Origin of the sequence: Oxalobacter formigenes, from assembly GCF_002127965.1 — a bacterium.
Taxonomy (GTDB): Bacteria; Pseudomonadota; Gammaproteobacteria; order Burkholderiales; family Burkholderiaceae_D; genus Oxalobacter; species Oxalobacter formigenes.
This window is the reverse complement of sequence record NZ_CP018787.1, coordinates 1,538,786-1,555,909: the sequence shown is the minus strand read 5'-3', so window position 1 is coordinate 1,555,909 and position 17,124 is coordinate 1,538,786. Positions and strand designations below refer to the sequence as shown.

Sequence of the window (17,124 nt, the reverse complement as noted above, 5' to 3'; positions counted from 1 at the left end):
CCCGCTGCTATCCTGTGCTCCCTTTTTCCGTGTCTGTGCATACTTGCTGATGTATCATTGAATCATCGAATCGAACCCGGTATGCATCCCTGACTCATGAAAATCCTGCGGCGGAAAATCATTCACGATATCGACCGATCCTTTTCGATCGTGACATTTTCCCATCTTCAATATCCCCTCCATTATCACGATGAGTACGAGCTCATCCTGATGACATCCGGAACGGGAAGGGAATATATCGGGCATGCCGTCGGGAAATTTGCGCAATGGGATTTGACCCTGATCGGAAAGGGCGTTCCCCATGTCCACATTTGCGACTCCATGAGCGATCCTTCCGTCAAAACGGAAAGCAGCTGTGAAGTCCTCTATTTTCCCGCCAGCCTGTTTCCTGAAAATATGGAAGTTGTCGAGGAATATCGCCCGATCCATACCCTCCTGAAAAAAAGCATGAGTGGCATCCGTTTTACCGATCCGGATGAAAACAGACGCATTCATGCCGACATGAAGAAAATCAGGAAAACGACTGGAATCGCACGGGTTCAGGTTTTGCTCTCCATCCTCGACAAACTGTCGTGCTCCAGCCGGACAAGGCTGGTTTCCCCCTTGCCGGTTTCGATCGAAAAGGAAAACTTTGCCGACGCCGTTACCCGGATACAGGTCTACCTGAAAGAAGCTTTCCGCGAAAACCTCTCATTGAACGACATTGCCGGAAAAACCGGCATGAACGCCAATGCCATGTGTCGCCTCTTCAAACGGGAAACCGGACAAACCGTCTTTCACTATCTTGCCCGCATCCGCATCGACAATGCCTGCCGTCTTTTGATCGACACCGGATGGCCAGTCTCCCGTCTCGCATGGGAATCCGGCTATGCCAACCTGTCCCACTTCAATCGCCAGTTCAGACAGATGACAGGGCAGACCCCGTCGGAATACAAACAATCCCTGACACTCAAAACAGCTTGAGAAAACCTGTTTCTGAAGGGGAAATTGTGGGTGAAAGGAAACATTTTCCCGTGGAAACAAATGACTTTCAGGCAGAGCTTTGTTGAATTGTGTTTAAACAGCAGATTCAGCGTTCATTGTAGGGAAGCCGTTATTCACGAAGGGCCACGGATCATTTAAAAAAAGGAAAAAACAGAGGAAAATAAAACAGGAAGCGTAGGCAAGATAGAAAACGAGGACCTGAAGCAGACAGAACTTCCCTTGAGAGAAGCTCGCACATCCAGATAACTGAAAATATTGAAAAAAATGAAATCAGGCAAAAATGGCAGTGGATTTAGACGAAAAAAAAGATATGCTCGAAAACATTCCGCCAAAAGCCCTGTTTATCAGGCTTTCAGAAGAGGCAGTCGCACCCCTCGCGGGTGCGTGGATTGAAAATTATGGGGTTCTTCCCGACACGGGCATTAATATCTTGCTCCTTTACTTAAGCGATCCTTGAAACCAGATGCCGGATGGGCGGAAAAGACGGGTGACCGGTGGGCAGCTTATCGTTAAAGACTCAATTACTGAAGAATCCCGGATTGTCCCGGCATTTTATGGATCGCTTCGCCAGAATCTGCCCAGGCAGATTTCCGGTTGATCGGAGTTTATCGGGCGTAACTGGAATTGACGGTGCATGGATGCCATTTCATCTGGTATGCGGCCTGATTCTTTTTTCCGTAGCACCAGCCAAGGCGGTTGATGACTTTGAGTGTTTTGTTTCTGGCATCGCATGCCCTTCCCGTATCGGGATCGTCGCCCCGGCCACCCCGGCACATGCTGTTCAACGTGTTTTCCACGGATATGAGCGACTGGATGTCCTGATTTGTCAAATTGGCGGAAAAGGCAATAGAGGATATAAGCAGGAAAAGAGCGGCAATTGATATTTTTTTCATGATAACTGTCCTGAAGATTTCTCAAAATATCAAGTTTACTCTGATAACCACTGAAAAGGCCATATTGGCCGGGCTGGCCAGGTGGTGTTGCCAAAACCGGACAGGTGAAGGTACAGTGCACCTTCTGAACGTTATTGTGGAGTGTTCATGTGCCTGCTGTAGGTGAACGGGGCGAAAGTCTTCAGGCAATAGCGGGATTTCCACCATATTGAGTGTGTTTTTATACGTGCTTCGAAATTGGGAGGAAGAGAACAATGGGAACCGGCCGCTGCCCCGTCATGCATGCAAACTGCAAAGAGGGCATACAGGTCAACCTGAAAGGGCCCGGGTGTCTGATTTTCCAGTGACACTGTTGAGCGTTGCGTTTTTGCAGGAGACAGGATCGGCAAGAAGTGAATATCCCTGACTGGCCGGGACTGTTGATCTATCGAAGAACGCATGTAAAGAAACAAGACAGGATCGCTTTCAAAAAGACGGGAACACTTCAAATGGTTCAGGAAAGCAAATAACCCTGCCTGAACCGGGATCGGGTTTTATGGAAAGAACGTTTTGAATCGACTCTTTGCAGCTATATCAAACCCATTTCTCCAGTGTCGAGAGCAGTTTGGCAATATCGATCGGTTTTACCAGATAATCGTTGATGCCGGCGTCAAACGCCCGTTTCTTGTCTTCGTCGAATGCATTGGCAGACATGGCGATGACAGGGATGGTTTTCGCGTCTTCGCGGGGAAGGGTGCGGATTTGCCGGGTGGCGTCCAGCCCGTTCAAAACAGGCATGCGGATATCCATCAAAATGGCGGCGAAATGACCGGAAGGGAAGGACTGGAATTTTTCAACCGCGACTTTTCCGTTTTCTGCCGTCTCGACTTCCATCCCGTTAATTTCCATCAGTGCTTTGGAAATTTCCATATTCAGTTCATTGTCTTCCACCAGCAAAAAGCGTCGGCCGAGATAGGTTTGTTCATGATGCTTCCTGTTGCCCAGCCGGTGGTCGCGTTCCAGTTGCAACAGGGTTTCGCAGAAAGAAGAGGTGAAAAAGGGTTTTGCCATGAAATAATTGACCCCGGCAGCGCGGGCATCCAGCTCGAAAATGCTCCAGTCATATGCCGTCACGACAATGACCGTTTTTTCAGGCGGGGCGAACTGGCGGATGCGGCGTGTCAGCTCACTGCCGTTCATGTCCTTCATTTTCCAATCGATCAAGGCAATATCGAACGGAGTGCCTTGTTCCATAGCCATTTTGACCACATCAACCGCGTCACTTCCTGAAAAGACACAAGTCGTTTTCGCGCCGATTCTCTCCAGAATGGCAGCGGCCTGTTCGCCAATACTGGTTTCGGTATCCACGATCAGGATGTGTTTGTCCAGCAGCAATTCCTTTGCCTTGCCTGCAATTTCCGTGTCCCCGTCCCCATCCGGCGCGGCCAGTCTCAGGGGAATGACGACCGTAAACGTCGTTCCCCTGTTTTTTTCGCTTTTCGCGTCGATCGTTCCGCCCATGATCTGGACAAGGCTGTACACAATGGAAAGTCCCAGACCGCTGCCGACCTTGTTGCGGGCCATATCGTCCGTTTCCTGTTCGAATGGCAGGTAAAGACGTTTCATGAAGTCAGAGGACATCCCGATACCGGTATCGCTGACCCTGAATTCAATGTAGGCAAAACCGTTGCTGCGTCTCGATTCACTGATATGAACGTCGATTTTGCCGCCTTCAGGCGTAAATTTGACTGCATTGGACAGCAGGTTCATCAGAATCTGGTTGATCCGCAAGGTATCGCCTTCATAATACCGGTCCAGCGACTCATGCTGGTGAATCTGGTAAGCCAGCTTGCCGGCAACAGCCTGCGGGTAAACAATGGTATTGATACTGCCGATCAGTTCGACGAAATCGAAGCGTTCGCTGGAGAGAGCCATTTTTCCGCTTTCAATACGCGACATATCGAGAATGTCGTTGATCAGGGAAAGCAGGTAACGGGACGATACATCGATTTTCGACAGGCAATCGGCGAGAACCTCCGGCTCTTTCATTTTGAGCTGGCTGATCGTACTCATGCCGATAATCGCGTTCAAGGGTGTACGGATATCGTGGCTCATGCGGGACAGGAAATCGGATTTTGCCTGATTGGCCATTCGTGCCGCAGAAAGCGCGTTCTTTAAGACCTGTTCCTGAACAGCCTGTTCCGCGCGCTGCTCGTCCAGCACTTTGGTCAGCAAAATACAAAGCGTATCGTCGTTGTAGGGGTTATCGATACGAATACCGGTCAGGGAAACCCAGTGGTAGATGCCGTCTGCCCCCATCCGCTGATATTCCATGTAAATTTCTTTTTCGCCCTTGTCGAAACGCTCGATCATACGTTGCCGGGTGAAAGTACCGATATAGGCATCCCGATAGTCCGGATGGAGACCGTTCTCCACCTCTTCCATCAATTCATTGAAATAACCGTACGGCTCATAATTCACGACATAATCGCGTTCAGAGAGGGCTTCATATGTGTCCTGTGTCAGATTGACGCGGATAATCAGCTGGTAAGCCGTATAAATGGCGGCACGCAGGGAACGGTTTTCAATGGCGCGTTCCTGCTCCTGTTCTTTCTGCAATTTCTTGACTTCGCTGATATCCGAATAGACGGCCTGAAGGACTTCGATCCCGTCGAAGTTGAACAGCCGTTCAATCGTCACACTGATCCAGCCGGTGGAACCGTCTTTTTTGACAGCTTCCCGCTCATACGTGATGGAACCACCGTTTACGGCCAGATGGTCGACCCTCTTGTGAATCCAGAATTTGTCCCGGTCGAGGACATGAAGAAAAGGATCGTTTTTTTCCTGCAAATACTCGTCGCGCGTATAACCGAAGATTTCCCAGGCCCCCCGGTTGGCATTGATAATGCGGTGGCCCGAATCGATCGACATCTGGACAATCCCGCAGGGAATCGTATCGTAGAGCTGGGAGAGAAAATCCGTCTTCCGGGAAATTTCAAGCCGGGTATCCTTTTCCTGTGCGTCCCGTTCAATGCGGCGGGTAATGTCGGAGACGAAACAGCTGGTGACGTTATCGCCATCCAGATCAGTAAAACAGCGGCCGACATCGTGAACCCAGATGATGTCGCCATTCTTTTTGATCATCCGGTATTCGAAATGGGACGCGACATTGGCGATCTTGCTCTGGTGGACTTCTTCAACCAGTTTGTCGAGATCGTCCGGGTGAACCAGAGAAGCGTAAGCGCCATCCGTCGCTTCATATAGTTCCGACTCGGAATCGAATCCCATCATCCGGTAAAAATTTTCGCTGACCCATTTGAACCTGTAGCGTTCGTCATGATGGCAGATCATCGTCCCGCCGGGAATCTGATGCAGCATCAGCTCGATCTGCTGTTCTTTTTCCGTCAAAAGGCGCGTCAGTTCTTCATAACTGCTTCTGGCCGCCTCAATCGGGAACAACTCATCCGGCTGGATAGGGTCGTAAGCGGCGGAATGGTGAATGTGAGCGATCTTCAGGGCACCGTCGATCCGTTTGAAAATGAAGGAAACGCGTTGGCGGATACGGAACAAAACGCCCGGATCGACCGATTCCAGCTCACTCGTTACCTCGCACAGATAGCAGTCGTCTGCCAGTTTCCGGGTAACGTAACTTTCGTCCCACATTCGACAATGCATGAGAACGTTTTTCTCGTTCCGGAAATGCCGGGAAACAGCGTCGAACCCTTCCGCTTTCTGTTCCTTGCCCGCGCCCAGCCAGACGATATCCGGCGTGAAAAGCGAAACGAGATAATCGACGTCATTGTCAGTAAAATAACGGCGAAGCACCGACGATGCCAGATTCTCGACTTCCTGTTCTTCATCCAGATACATATAAGGCGGTTTCTTTCACGTTGACCCGCAAATGGGTATGCAGTTGCCTGAAGGCAACCATTAAAATTATACAGGCATCGTGTGGAATTGCATCATGTCATTTTTGACATCGGAATCGTTGTGTCGGACAATATTTTCTGGAAATTGAAAACTGTCTCTTTTTTGAGAGAAATGAAGCATAAAACCATGAAAAAATGAAAGAAAAAATCAGCAAAACCAACGCCGCCCGCATACTGGACAAATCGAAAGTCCCATACAAACTCGTCCCCTATGAAGTCGATGAAGACGACCTGTCAGCCAGACACGTGGCCAACGTACTGGGCGAAAACATCGAACAGGTCTTCAAGACACTGGTGCTTCACGGCGACAAGACCGGCCACCTCGTCTGTGTCGTTCCCGGCGACCATGAAGTCGACCTCAAAAAAGTCGCCAGGGCCTCCGGCAACAAAAAATGCGACATGATCGCCGTAAAAGAACTCCTGCCATTGACCGGCTACATCCGGGGAGGATGTTCCCCTGTCGGCATGAAAAAACACTTCCCGACCTTCATCCACAGCACCATTGAAGGATTTGACAAAATCTGGGTCAGTGCCGGTATTCGCGGGCTGCAAATCGAAATCGCACCCAAAGACCTCATCAGGGAAGTCAGGGCAAGCGTTGCGGACATCATCGCCTGAAAAAACAGACAGAAACCTGAACCATAACCGTACGAATCCAGTCAAAAAGACCTTTTATTCAAACAGAAACAGTTACTGGAAAGCGTTTCAAGCGTCAAAAGTGTTGCGAAAAAGGAGTTGACAGAAGAAATGGAAACGAAACGGTCATAGCCAACCGAAAAACGGTTGCTAAAGGGCAACGTATTTGAAATAAATAAACTGATAGAAAACAAGTGATATCAATAAATTGAACAATAAACCTGAAGTGAAATAGAGGTTATTGCAAGCAGCCTTCACAAATTGGACACAAATGTCCTGAGCCCACCGGAAACAGGCTTATAGTAAAGCCTTACCGCACACAAGGCGTCGTTCTTCGAACGACGCTTTTTTATTAACTTTTTTAAAAAAGGAGAGGTATATGGGACTCTTTGACGAGGAATACTGGAACACCTTCAACCAGCAAAACCAGAGTGACAATCTACACGCCGAGACCGGAGAAAACAGCCAGCGTCAATCCGGCATGAGCGGACAAATCAGAAATACCCCGAAAACCGGGACAACCGCCGTCCGTCGAACCCGCATGATCGGCTATCACGATCCCGTCACACCGGAGAATTCCGTCACCATGAAACACCTTGTGCAAATGGGGCTGGCAGACGACTCTGACAACGTCCATGCCCAACAGGACGCGACAGGCCAGTCATACGGAAAAAACCTGACCGATGCCGTCAACCGTGGCGTGGCCAAAGCGGGGAAACAGATCGCCTACGGCATGAAACTCAACGCCGACGAACACCTGTCGCGAGCGGAAAACCCCGTTCCCGACATCGTGAAAAAAGGCATCGACGTATACGGAAAAAGTCAGGCCGAACATCAGGACGAAAGCGCGGCATTAATGTTGAAAAAGCTTTTTGAAAAGATGAGGCATGATGCCATTCAGGGGACACTTGACCAGCCAATCGAGACCACCGTCAACGGAAAAGACAAACTGGGACTGGTCACTGGCGGATTCAAAAACGAATTCGTCACCAAGCCCCAAAGCGCCTTCTGGAGTGCGGGCACCATCGCCGGGGATGCAGCAAGAGCCGTTGCGCCGGAAGGGAGCATCGACAATACGGCATTGGATCATGCCGAAATGAAAAGAGACAGCTTTCAGCGTGAACTCGATCGGTACGAAGATCATTCCATGCACCTGAAAGATATCTGGGATAACGACAATGCTGAAAACACCCTCAATAATCTGTCCCAATACTTTTACGAATCACTGGGATCGAAAGCGCCGTACGCAGCCATTGCTGCATTAAGGCCGTTCATCGAAGCGGCACCACTGGCATCAAGACTCGCAGGGGGAACCACCTATCAAACGGCATTGAACCATTCCGGAATCAAACAGCAAACGGGCCAGTCAAACTATCCAAAAGCCGTGGTGGGAGGGGCGCTCAATGCGACCGCCCGGGAATTGCCATTCTTGAACAGAACCTTCAATCCCTATGGCAAAAACGATTGGACCAAGCTTGGTGCACACGCAGCCGGACAGGCAATACGGTATGGGACGGATCAGTGGATGGGCAAACATAATCCATATAATAAAGATGATGAATAAATTTAATAGAATGAATAAATATTTATTAGTTTTAAATTTAACGCTAAAATAATTTTTATTTAAATTTGACAGAGGATAAATATGGTTGATTTTTTATTTAAAAATATCAGAATTATATTTATCCTCTCTTTGGTTTCATTCAGCCTGAACCTTGAAGCCGCCGATACCATAAACCAAGGACTGGATTTATTTCAAAAAAAACAATTCGAAAAAGCGTTACCCTATCTGGAAGCATCACATTCCAAAAACGATCCTCGAGTACAAGCGGCATTAGGATATATGTATCGGGATGGGCTGGGAGTCGAAAAAGATTATCAGAAAGCGTTTATGTTATTTCTGGAGTCTGCCAAACAATCCAATCCCAAGGGACAGTTCGGCGTAGGAAGTATGTATGATCGTGGATTTTTTGTTAAACGTAATAAGGAAAAAGCGTTTAAATGGTATCTATACGCAGCTGAGAATGGTTATAGTTCTGCTCAAAATAATGTAGCCTGGTCTTATGTACATGGAGAGGGAATTCCTAAAGATTACAAAAAAGCCAGAGAATGGTATGAAAAAGCAATGATTCAAGGACATTCGAATGCCATGGTTGGTTTATCCTTTATGTATTATTGGGGAAAAGGCGTAAAAAAAGATCGTAATAAAGCAGCGGAACTGGACAAACGGGCGGCAGCGTTGGGAAACAGAAAAGGACAGTTCAATCTGGGCCGGGATTACGAAGATGGAACAGGTGTTCCCAAAGACTACAAGCAAGCCGTTTACTGGTACTTTAAAGCCGCTGAAAACGGTGATCCCATGGCTATGGAACGTCTTTATGAAGCCTATCACCTCAACCGATTGGGTCTGAAGAGAGACGATGAAAAAGCCCATTACTGGGCTGAGAAAGCCCGGGAAACCCGTCGAAAAACGGGAGAAGTCGATCCGCGTTCATTGTCTGTCATTGAAAAAGTCAGAATGATCTGGTTCTGATACCACCATTTTCCAAAACAAATTGTTTTTCAAGCTCAAAATTGGATAAATATGATCAATCGTTCTTTCAAGAATGCAAAAATTATATTTATCCTTTTTCTTTTATCATTTTGTATAAATGTGTTTGCCGGTGATATAGAAAAAGGATTAAAGCTGTTCAAAAAACAGGAATATGAAAAGGCATTGCCTTATTTTCAGAAACCGGTTGCGCAAAAAAATCCGGACGTTCAGGCTGCATTGGGATACATGTATCGTGAAGGTTTAGCCGTTCCGAAAGACATTCAAAAGGCATTTGATTTATTTCTGGAGTCAGCCAGACAAAACAATCCGAGAGGACAGTATGGAATGGGAACCATGTATGACCTTGGACTGATTGTCAAACAGGATAAAGAAAAAGCGTTCAAATGGTATATGTATGCAGCTGAAAATGGATACAAGAATGCCCAATATAATATTGGGATTATGTATGCCAGAGGAAGAGGAACAAAACGGGATTACAAAAAAGCCAGGGAATGGTATGAAAAAGCCGTTTTGCAGGGACACAAGGGTGCTATGACGAATTTGGGACTTCTTTATTATCGGGGATGGGGCGGCCCGAAAGATTATGCTAAATCAGCAGAACTGAATACACGGGCGGCTAAATTAGGTGATGATATAGCCCAATATAATCTGGCACGTGATTATGAAAATGGTACCGGCGTTCCAAAAGATTACAAGCAGGCTGTTTACTGGTATTTCAAGGGGGCTGAAAATGGAAATGCAATGGCGATGGAACGATTGTATGAAGCCTATCACCTCAACCGATTGGGTTTGCCGAGAGACGATGAAAAAGCGCATTACTGGGCTGAAAAAGCCCGGGAAACCCGCCGTAAAACAGGAGAACTGGCTCCCGAGTCAATGAGCATTATCGAAAAAATAGAGCGAATCTGGTTCTGATGAAATAATTTTTTGTTCTATCCGGTTTATAAAGTAACGCAAAGACAATATTTTTCATATCAAGCCGATATTTCAGAAAAACATTATAAAAATCTTCAAACCGTTTCATTATCTTTATATCCTGAACGATTGAAATAATGATCTGTCATTATTAACCGTTTTCATAACCGGACCCGATAACGCGTCCAGAGCATTTCCGTCAGTTTTGCCGATCCCATGCAAACCACCATCGGAACAGCCAGTTTCAGATCGACCTGCGTCATTTCAAGCAACAGGACAATTGCGGTAATCGGCATTTTCCGGGCGATGCCCAGAAAAGTGGATGCGCCCACAATGGCGAATGCTCCCAAAGCGTTATCCGGGAAAAAATGACTCCATGCCCCGGCCGTGATGATCGCCAGAAGGGCACCGTTGGCCAGACTGGGCGTCAACAGTCCACCCTGTGCACCGGCACGCAGGCTGCCCCATTCGACCAGCACCTTTCCTGCCAGCAGTACGGTGGCGAAGATGACCGTCATCTGCCCGGTAAAACCGAGTTGCGCCGCGATCCTGCCGTTGCCTGCCAGTTCGGGCAAAAAGATCATCAATATCCCCAGTATCGTGAAGTTGAACATGTTGAAGACAATGATCTTGTATTGCGTGGGCGCTTTCGCACGGGCTTCATCGGTAATGCGTATGAAAATGAGGGCGCTGCAGGCGAATAGCGGCCCTGTTGCCAGCGCCCAGAGCAATAAATCCCAGCCGAAGTTCAGGGGCGACACAATCGTATATTGATGAACGTTACCGAGTCCCCATCGTGCCGTGAAGGCTGCGATGACGGATATGGAAAACGAGACGACGATCCAGCGGAGCCGGGCGCCCATTAACAGCACTTCAAGTGCGAACAGTGCCCCGGCGACCGGGATATTGTATATCGCGGCAAAGCCGCCACCGGCACAGGCCGCCATCAAAAGCCGTGTGTCCTCATGGTCGAGCCGGAACCAGTTGCCGACCCGGTTCGCCACCAGTGCGCCGACCATGCGCGGTGCGCCTTCCTTGCCTAATGGCGAGCCGATACCGATGGTGACGATCTGTAAAAGGGCGTTTGCGACGGTTTCAATGCCAGGCATATGCGGTTTTTCCGCATTGACGGCCTGTTTGAGGCTGACTGTTTTTTTGCCATAGCGGGCCAGCAGAAACCAGCCGATGCCGCCGATCAGCCCGCAAACGACAAGAGCGATTACCCGCCGCAGAGGGGAGGTTGCCTGTATCGCTTCCAGATAGTTTTCGTGGTCAGGCCCTGCGCTGTAACCGAAAGCCAGAGACTGGGTTTCAAACAGTACGTAGCCCAGCAGCATACCGATCAGGCCGGCCACGACGCCAAGCAGCAGGACGATCAGGGCAAAACGCAGGAATTTGGGCAGACTGGTCATGGATCGATGAATGATGAATAAAATGGGTACGTCATTTTCAAAAAGCATGCTCTTCTGCTCTGAAACGGAAGAGCTATCCGGTTCGGCTTCAATATAAACGAATTGAACCGCTTCGTCTTTGAGATAAAACCGGATCAGGTGCCCTGACAGAAGGAATGTCAAGCCTGTCCGGTGTTGTTTCCATCGCGGCATGAAGACTTTGTTCGCCAATATACAGGAGGAATGGAGCCGATTGAAACAGCCGTATTTTTCTCTTTTTTGTCACCTGAACGTTTCATTTTCCCAAATTTTTGTTACAAATTCCAAAGCAATGAGCTAGCGCAAATCCGATTCGGATAAATCTGGTTTACTGAAGTCTGATCGCCTGATGGCTAAGACTAACGAACTGGATGGAAGACGTCATGAAAATCAAAACGGGTGTGGGGGCGACAACCATATCACTTATTACCCTGATCGGGATCTGGTCCATTTCTGCCCTGAACGCCTTGCCCGGGCTGGCCGTATCGCCGATTCTGGGGCAGCTGACCAATATTTTTCCCAGCTCCAGCGAACTGGATATCCAGATGTTGACTTCCTTGCCGTCCCTGATGATCATCCCGTTTGTCCTCATCGCCGGGCGGCTGACTGAAAAAGTCAACAACATGGTCTTGCTCCGCGTCGGGCTCGGTATATTCCTGCTCTCGGGTATCCTGTATTTTCTTTCCAACCAGATGTGGCAGCTGATCGTCGTTTCCGCCATATTGGGGATCGGTTCCGGCCTGATCGTGCCGCTCTCTACCGGTTTGATTTCCCACTTCTTCGTCGGGGACGAACGCCTGAAACAGTTCGGCTACAGTTCTGCCATCACCAACCTGACCCTCGTCATCGCAACCGTCGTCACCGGCTATCTGGCCGAAGTGAACTGGCGCTGGCCGTTTGTCGTTTACCTTTTGCCCGCCATTTCGCTTGTCCTGTCGGTCTTTCTGGCGCGAAGCATGAAAGATGACAAGAATGCCGGAAGCACCAGCATGCTCGTTTCGGCAGACAGGAACACCGAATCGACCGTCAAGACAAAATCCGGTTTCATGGTCGGCAATCTGATCGAAACCATGATCCTGTACGGTCTGGGGACATACCTGAACCTTGTCGTCGTGTACAACCTGCCGTTTCTGATGGAAGAACACCATTTCACCAGCGGCAACGCCGGAACCATGATTTCCCTGTTTTTCCTTGCCATCATGCTGCCGGGGCTGATACTGAAGCCCATTGTGGCGAAATTGAAAGACACCACGCTTTTCTTCAGTTACCTTTCCATGGCGATTGGACTTGGATTGATCCTGATCGCCCCGATCGAATGGCTGATTGCCCCCGGTTGCATACTGGCCGGTCTGGGCTATGGCGTCATCCAGCCCTGGGTTTATGAAAAAGCCACGCACATGGCCGTTCCGAAAAAAGTCACGATGGCACTCGCCTATATCATGGCCATGAACTATATCGCCATTTTGCTATGTCCATTCATCATCAGCTTTTTTGCAGGCCTGCTGGGTTTTTCGTCGCAGGAATTCCCGTTTGCCTTCAATATGATCATAACGATAGCCGTTGCCGTTTATGCATGGATGCGCCAGAAGGCTTTCGTGTTCAGCTCATGGGAAACAAAAAACGTCTCTTCCTGATTTCCGGAGAAAACAGGAAAAGCCGAATTCAAACCGTCACAATCGATTGGCAAAATGAGAGGGCATAAAGAGGAAAAAACGTGCCTCATACGATACAAAAAAAGCATTTTCTCCCTCTGAAACTGAAATTTTCATGTTTGGATAAACCGGAATAGGCTTAAAAGTGATATTTTTAGAAAGCGAATCGTTTTTCTGTCAAACATTGGAAGGGAATCGAATACCATGAAACGTATGGGACTGATGCTGGCCGTGGCTGCCGTACTGATTCCAGTCGCTTGCAAGGCTATCAAAAAACACCGCGAGACAACCCGGAAACCCGTGGTCGTTCTCGACATGGAAGCGCTGGCCGAACGCTCACTCCCGGGTCGCGCCGCCGCCCAATATATCAAAACGGTACAAACCATCCTTCATAGAGGCATCGACGATGTGAGAACCATGTACCGCGGTCGGGAAAACACACCTGAAGGAGCGCGTGCCATTGCACAGGCGCAATCCTTTTACCAGCAGCAAATGGCGCTGTACCAGAAAAAACTGGACAATGAAATCGGCGATATCGTCAGTGCCGCCGTCCGTTCATGGCTGAAAAAGAACAGGGGCGTCGCCGCCGTCGTGCCAGCCGACGATACCCTCGGGTATAACAAGCATGCCGACGTGACCAGACAGATCATGGTCGAAGTGGACTGGTACAAGCCCTCGTTCCCGCCCATGCCTCGTGTAAGGATCAACAAGACGCCCGCCTGATGTAAAGGTCTGGCTCATGAAAATCCGGCAGGCAATGACCTGCCGGATTTTTTGTTCTTGCTGCCTTCAATAAGTCATTCGCTGCGGCTTGACGATACTTTTCCGGCAGCAAAAATTTCATGGCGGAAAGTTTCCGGTTAAATGTCAGACATAAACGCCACATCCTGTTTTTTCTGGAAAAATAAAACGGATAACGGGTTGACATTCGTTTGATGCATCCTTAAACTCGCGATGCTTTTCAGCGGTATTATGCTTGATGACCTGTGCAAACAGGATTAAAGTGAATCCCGTCGAATATGGTGGCTGGAACATCGTTTCAGCCTTTTCAACAACCTTCACTCAAGGTGAAAAAATGGACCCGGACAGTAGCAGTATGACCAGACCTGACGGGCATATCGTCAGCGATTTTTAGTTGCCAGGGCAACTTTCAAGCGACGTTTTTTCGCCCACCATCCTTTCGTTTTGCCAGTCGGTCGGTCTGTGCACGACCCAGCCCATCCAGAAAAATAAAAACAGCTGGAGGAACAATCATGAACGGCAAAACCGTATCCACTATCAGATTGCCAAAAGCAGTCAAACCGAACGCTGCTTTTCAACGGCTCATGTACGACGCAACACTTCCCGCAGAGGACGTCTTGCGCGCTTACCACTCGGGTTGTGATGGCATCGCCAACCCAGAAACAGTAGAAAGAAACCGGGAAGACTGGGGCAGCAACCTCGTTGACACCGGCAAACACAAATCGTTTCCCAGACGGCTTGCGGAAGCGTTCATCAACCCGTTTACGGCAATATTGACCGTACTGGCTGCCGTATCTTTCGTGACCGACGTCGTCTTGCCATCGACAGGCGAACAGGACTTCATGACAATCGTCGTCATCCTGACGATGGTTCTTTTGTCCGGCGTCTTGCGTTTCGTGCAGGAAACGCGCAGCAATAACGCCGCCGAAAAACTGACCAGTATGGTCAAGAACACAACGGCCGTCCTCCGGCAATACACCGGCAGACAGGAAATTCCGATGGAAGACGTCGTCGTCGGCGATATCGTCCTTCTGGCTGCAGGTGACATGGTTCCTGCCGACTGCCGCATCATCAAGGCCAAAGACCTTTTCATCTCCCAGTCCGCCATGACGGGAGAGAGTGAACCGGTCGAAAAGACGCCTCATGTCGTCGACATTTCAGACGGAAAAGCCGTCACCGAGTGCAGCAATCTGGCTTTCATGGGCAGCAACGTCATCAGCGGCAGTGCCGAAGCCGTCGTCATCCTGACCGGAAACCAGACCCTTTTCGGCGGTATCGCCAAATCGCTCGACGCCAAACGCGAACCGACCGGTTTTGAAAAAGGCATCAGCTCCGTCTCATGGTTGTTGATCCGCTTCATGCTCGTCATGGTGCCCATCGTATTCGTCATCAACGGCATCACCAAGGACGACTGGATGGAAGCGCTGCTCTTCGCCATCTCGATAGCCGTGGGACTCACGCCAGAAATGCTGCCGATGATCGTCACGACCTGTCTGGCGAGAGGGGCGGTTGCGATGAGCAAAAAGAAAACCATCATCAAGAACCTGTCTTCCATCCAGAACCTGGGATCGATGAACGTTCTCTGCACCGACAAGACCGGGACGCTGACGCGCGACAAGGTCATCCTTGAACGCCATCTGGACATTCACGGCACCGAAGACGTGCGCGTCCTGTCATTTGCCTTTTTGAACAGCTTTTACCAGACCGGCCTCAAAAACCTGATGGACATTTCCATCATCGAGCGGACAAACGAGGAAAGCGAAAACGAACCCTCTCTCAGAAGGCTGTCGACCAGCTATGCCAAAATCGATGAAATTCCCTTCGATTTCGAACGCCGTCGCATGAGCGTCGTCGTCACGAGTCCGGATGGCGGGACGACTTTGATCACCAAAGGCGCAGTCGAGGAAATGCTTTCCGTCTGCCGGTATGCCGAATACCGCGGGGAAGTCATCGAACTGACCGATACCATCATCGATGAAATCCGGATCATGGTAGAAAACCTGAATGACGACGGCATGCGCGTCATTGCCATCGCCCGGAAAAGCTCGACCGTCAAAACGCCGACTTTTTCAGTGGCCGATGAATCCGATATGGTATTGATGGGGTATCTGGCTTTCCTCGACCCGCCGAAAGAAAGCGCACAGGCCGCGATTGCCGCACTGAACGCGCACGGTGTCAACGTCAAGATCCTGACCGGCGACAACGACCTCGTGACCAGTGCCATCTGCCGTCAGGTCGGCATGAAAACCGGCAAGATCGTCCTCGGCAGCGACGTTGAAGACATGGACGACGCCACTTTGTCCGATACCGTCGAAAAAACGGACGTTTTCGCCAAACTGTCGCCTCAGCAGAAAGCGCGCATCGTCAGCATGCTGCGCGAAAACGGGCATGTCGTCGGCTACATGGGCGACGGCATCAACGACGCCTCGGCCATGAAAGCCTCCGACGTCGGCATTTCCGTCGATACCGCTGTCGATATCGCCAAGGAGTCCGCTGACGTCATCCTGCTGGAAAAAGACCTGATGGTGCTGGAACAGGGCGTCGTCGAAGGACGCAAGACCTACGGCAACATGATCAAGTACATCAAGATGACGACCAGCTCGAACTTCGGGAACATGTTTTCCGTACTGGCCGCCAGTATTTTCCTGCCGTTTCTGCCGATGGCAGCCGTCCAGATCATCCTGCTGAACCTGATCTATGATGGCGTCAACGTCGCCTTGCCCTGGGATAACGTCGACAAGACCGAACTGATGGAACCGAAGAAATGGGAAGCGTCTTCCATTGGCCGTTTCATGCTGCATATCGGGCCGGTCAGTTCCATTTTCGATATCCTGACGTTTTTGCTGATGTTCTTCGTCATCTGTCCGGCTGTCGTGGGCGGGCCTTTCCATACCCTTGGAGTCGAACGGCAGATCCTGTTCATCGCGCTCTTTCAGGCTGGCTGGTTCATCGAATCCATGTGGAGCCAGACACTCATCATGCAAATGATCCGGACACCGCACGTACCCTTCATTGAAAGCAGGGCATCGATGCCAGTCATCCTGGCCAGTGCTGCCGGGATCGCCCTGACGACGTTCATTCCGTACACGGCCTTTGGCGCCGCCATCGGCCTGACGCCATTGCCGGGCATTTATTTTGCCTGGCTTTTCGCGATCATTGCAGGTTACGTTCTGCTCGTTGAAGTCGTGAAAGTGGCTTATATCCGCAAATATCACGAATGGCTCTAGAAAAGCTTCACAGGGAAAATGCAACAGGCAGCGGAAAATGCGGCGTTTTCCCAGCGCAAAAAAACGATTTTTATTCAAAAAAACCGTTCCAGCTGTTAAAATTTCATGTTTTTCAGGGCGGCCATAAAATACCGGAAAGAGAATAGTTTCAACCGGTACAGCCTGTCCCGCAGAAATGTGCGTT

12 protein-coding genes are annotated in these 17,124 nt (G+C 49.7%); 9 read left to right on the top strand and 3 right to left on the bottom strand.

What is annotated here, in order from left to right; translation table 11 throughout:
* Positions 1–96: 96 nt before the first annotated feature.
* Positions 97–963, top strand: coding sequence for an AraC family transcriptional regulator (locus tag BRW83_RS07455; RefSeq protein WP_005880402.1), 867 nt, complete (start codon positions 97–99; stop codon positions 961–963).
* Positions 964–1,264: 301 nt separating this feature from the next.
* On the top strand, positions 1,265–1,441 hold the full coding sequence (locus tag BRW83_RS11725) for a hypothetical protein (RefSeq protein WP_005880404.1): 177 nt from the start codon (positions 1,265–1,267) through the stop codon (positions 1,439–1,441).
* A 148-nt stretch (positions 1,442–1,589) separates the two neighbouring features.
* Here the strand turns inward: BRW83_RS11725 and BRW83_RS07450 are convergent, their stop codons facing one another.
* Entirely contained in the window at positions 1,590–1,877 is a 288-nt protein-coding gene (locus BRW83_RS07450; protein WP_036602808.1) for a hypothetical protein, read from the bottom strand.
* 573 nt (positions 1,878–2,450) lie between these two features.
* Positions 2,451–5,726 carry a response regulator gene (locus BRW83_RS07445; RefSeq protein WP_036602810.1) on the bottom strand — a complete coding sequence of 1,092 codons (3,276 nt, stop codon included), beginning with the start codon at positions 5,724–5,726 and terminating at the stop codon, positions 2,451–2,453.
* Positions 5,727–5,920: 194 nt separating this feature from the next.
* On the opposite strand from BRW83_RS07445, the gene ybaK reads away from it, so the two are divergent.
* The 4 genes from ybaK to BRW83_RS07425 all read left to right on the top strand — a co-directional run bounded on the left by ybaK (position 5,921) and on the right by BRW83_RS07425 (position 9,890).
* Positions 5,921–6,403: a Cys-tRNA(Pro) deacylase gene (gene ybaK / locus BRW83_RS07440; RefSeq protein ID WP_005880408.1), complete on the top strand. Its 483-nt coding sequence runs from the start codon at positions 5,921–5,923 to the stop codon at positions 6,401–6,403.
* Between the two features lie 397 nt (positions 6,404–6,800).
* Complete coding sequence (locus BRW83_RS07435) at positions 6,801–7,985, top strand: hypothetical protein (protein WP_005880410.1); 1,185 nt, start codon at positions 6,801–6,803, stop codon at positions 7,983–7,985.
* Positions 7,986–8,066: 81 nt separating this feature from the next.
* The gene (locus tag BRW83_RS07430; RefSeq protein WP_036602812.1) at positions 8,067–8,954 is read left to right on the top strand and encodes a tetratricopeptide repeat protein; all 888 of its coding nucleotides are present in this window, start codon (positions 8,067–8,069) and stop codon (positions 8,952–8,954) included.
* Between the two features lie 120 nt (positions 8,955–9,074).
* On the top strand, positions 9,075–9,890 hold the full coding sequence (locus BRW83_RS07425) for a tetratricopeptide repeat protein (protein WP_186447510.1): 816 nt from the start codon (positions 9,075–9,077) through the stop codon (positions 9,888–9,890).
* Between the two features lie 161 nt (positions 9,891–10,051).
* On the opposite strand, the gene BRW83_RS07420 is transcribed toward BRW83_RS07425, so the two are convergent.
* On the bottom strand, positions 10,052–11,464 hold the full coding sequence (locus BRW83_RS07420) for a chloride channel protein (RefSeq protein ID WP_157658857.1): 1,413 nt from the start codon (positions 11,462–11,464) through the stop codon (positions 10,052–10,054).
* Positions 11,465–11,703: 239 nt separating this feature from the next.
* Between BRW83_RS07420 and BRW83_RS07415 the strand changes: the two genes are divergently transcribed.
* From BRW83_RS07415 to mgtA, 3 genes are all read left to right on the top strand, one after another.
* Complete coding sequence (locus BRW83_RS07415) at positions 11,704–12,954, top strand: MFS transporter (RefSeq protein WP_005880416.1); 1,251 nt, start codon at positions 11,704–11,706, stop codon at positions 12,952–12,954.
* A 222-nt stretch (positions 12,955–13,176) separates the two neighbouring features.
* The gene (locus BRW83_RS07410) at positions 13,177–13,695 is read left to right on the top strand and encodes a hypothetical protein (protein ID WP_005880418.1); all 519 of its coding nucleotides are present in this window, start codon (positions 13,177–13,179) and stop codon (positions 13,693–13,695) included.
* A 530-nt stretch (positions 13,696–14,225) separates the two neighbouring features.
* Entirely contained in the window at positions 14,226–16,940 is a 2,715-nt protein-coding gene (gene mgtA / locus BRW83_RS07400) for a magnesium-translocating P-type ATPase (RefSeq protein WP_005880419.1), read from the top strand.
* Positions 16,941–17,124: the final 184 nt, after the last annotated feature.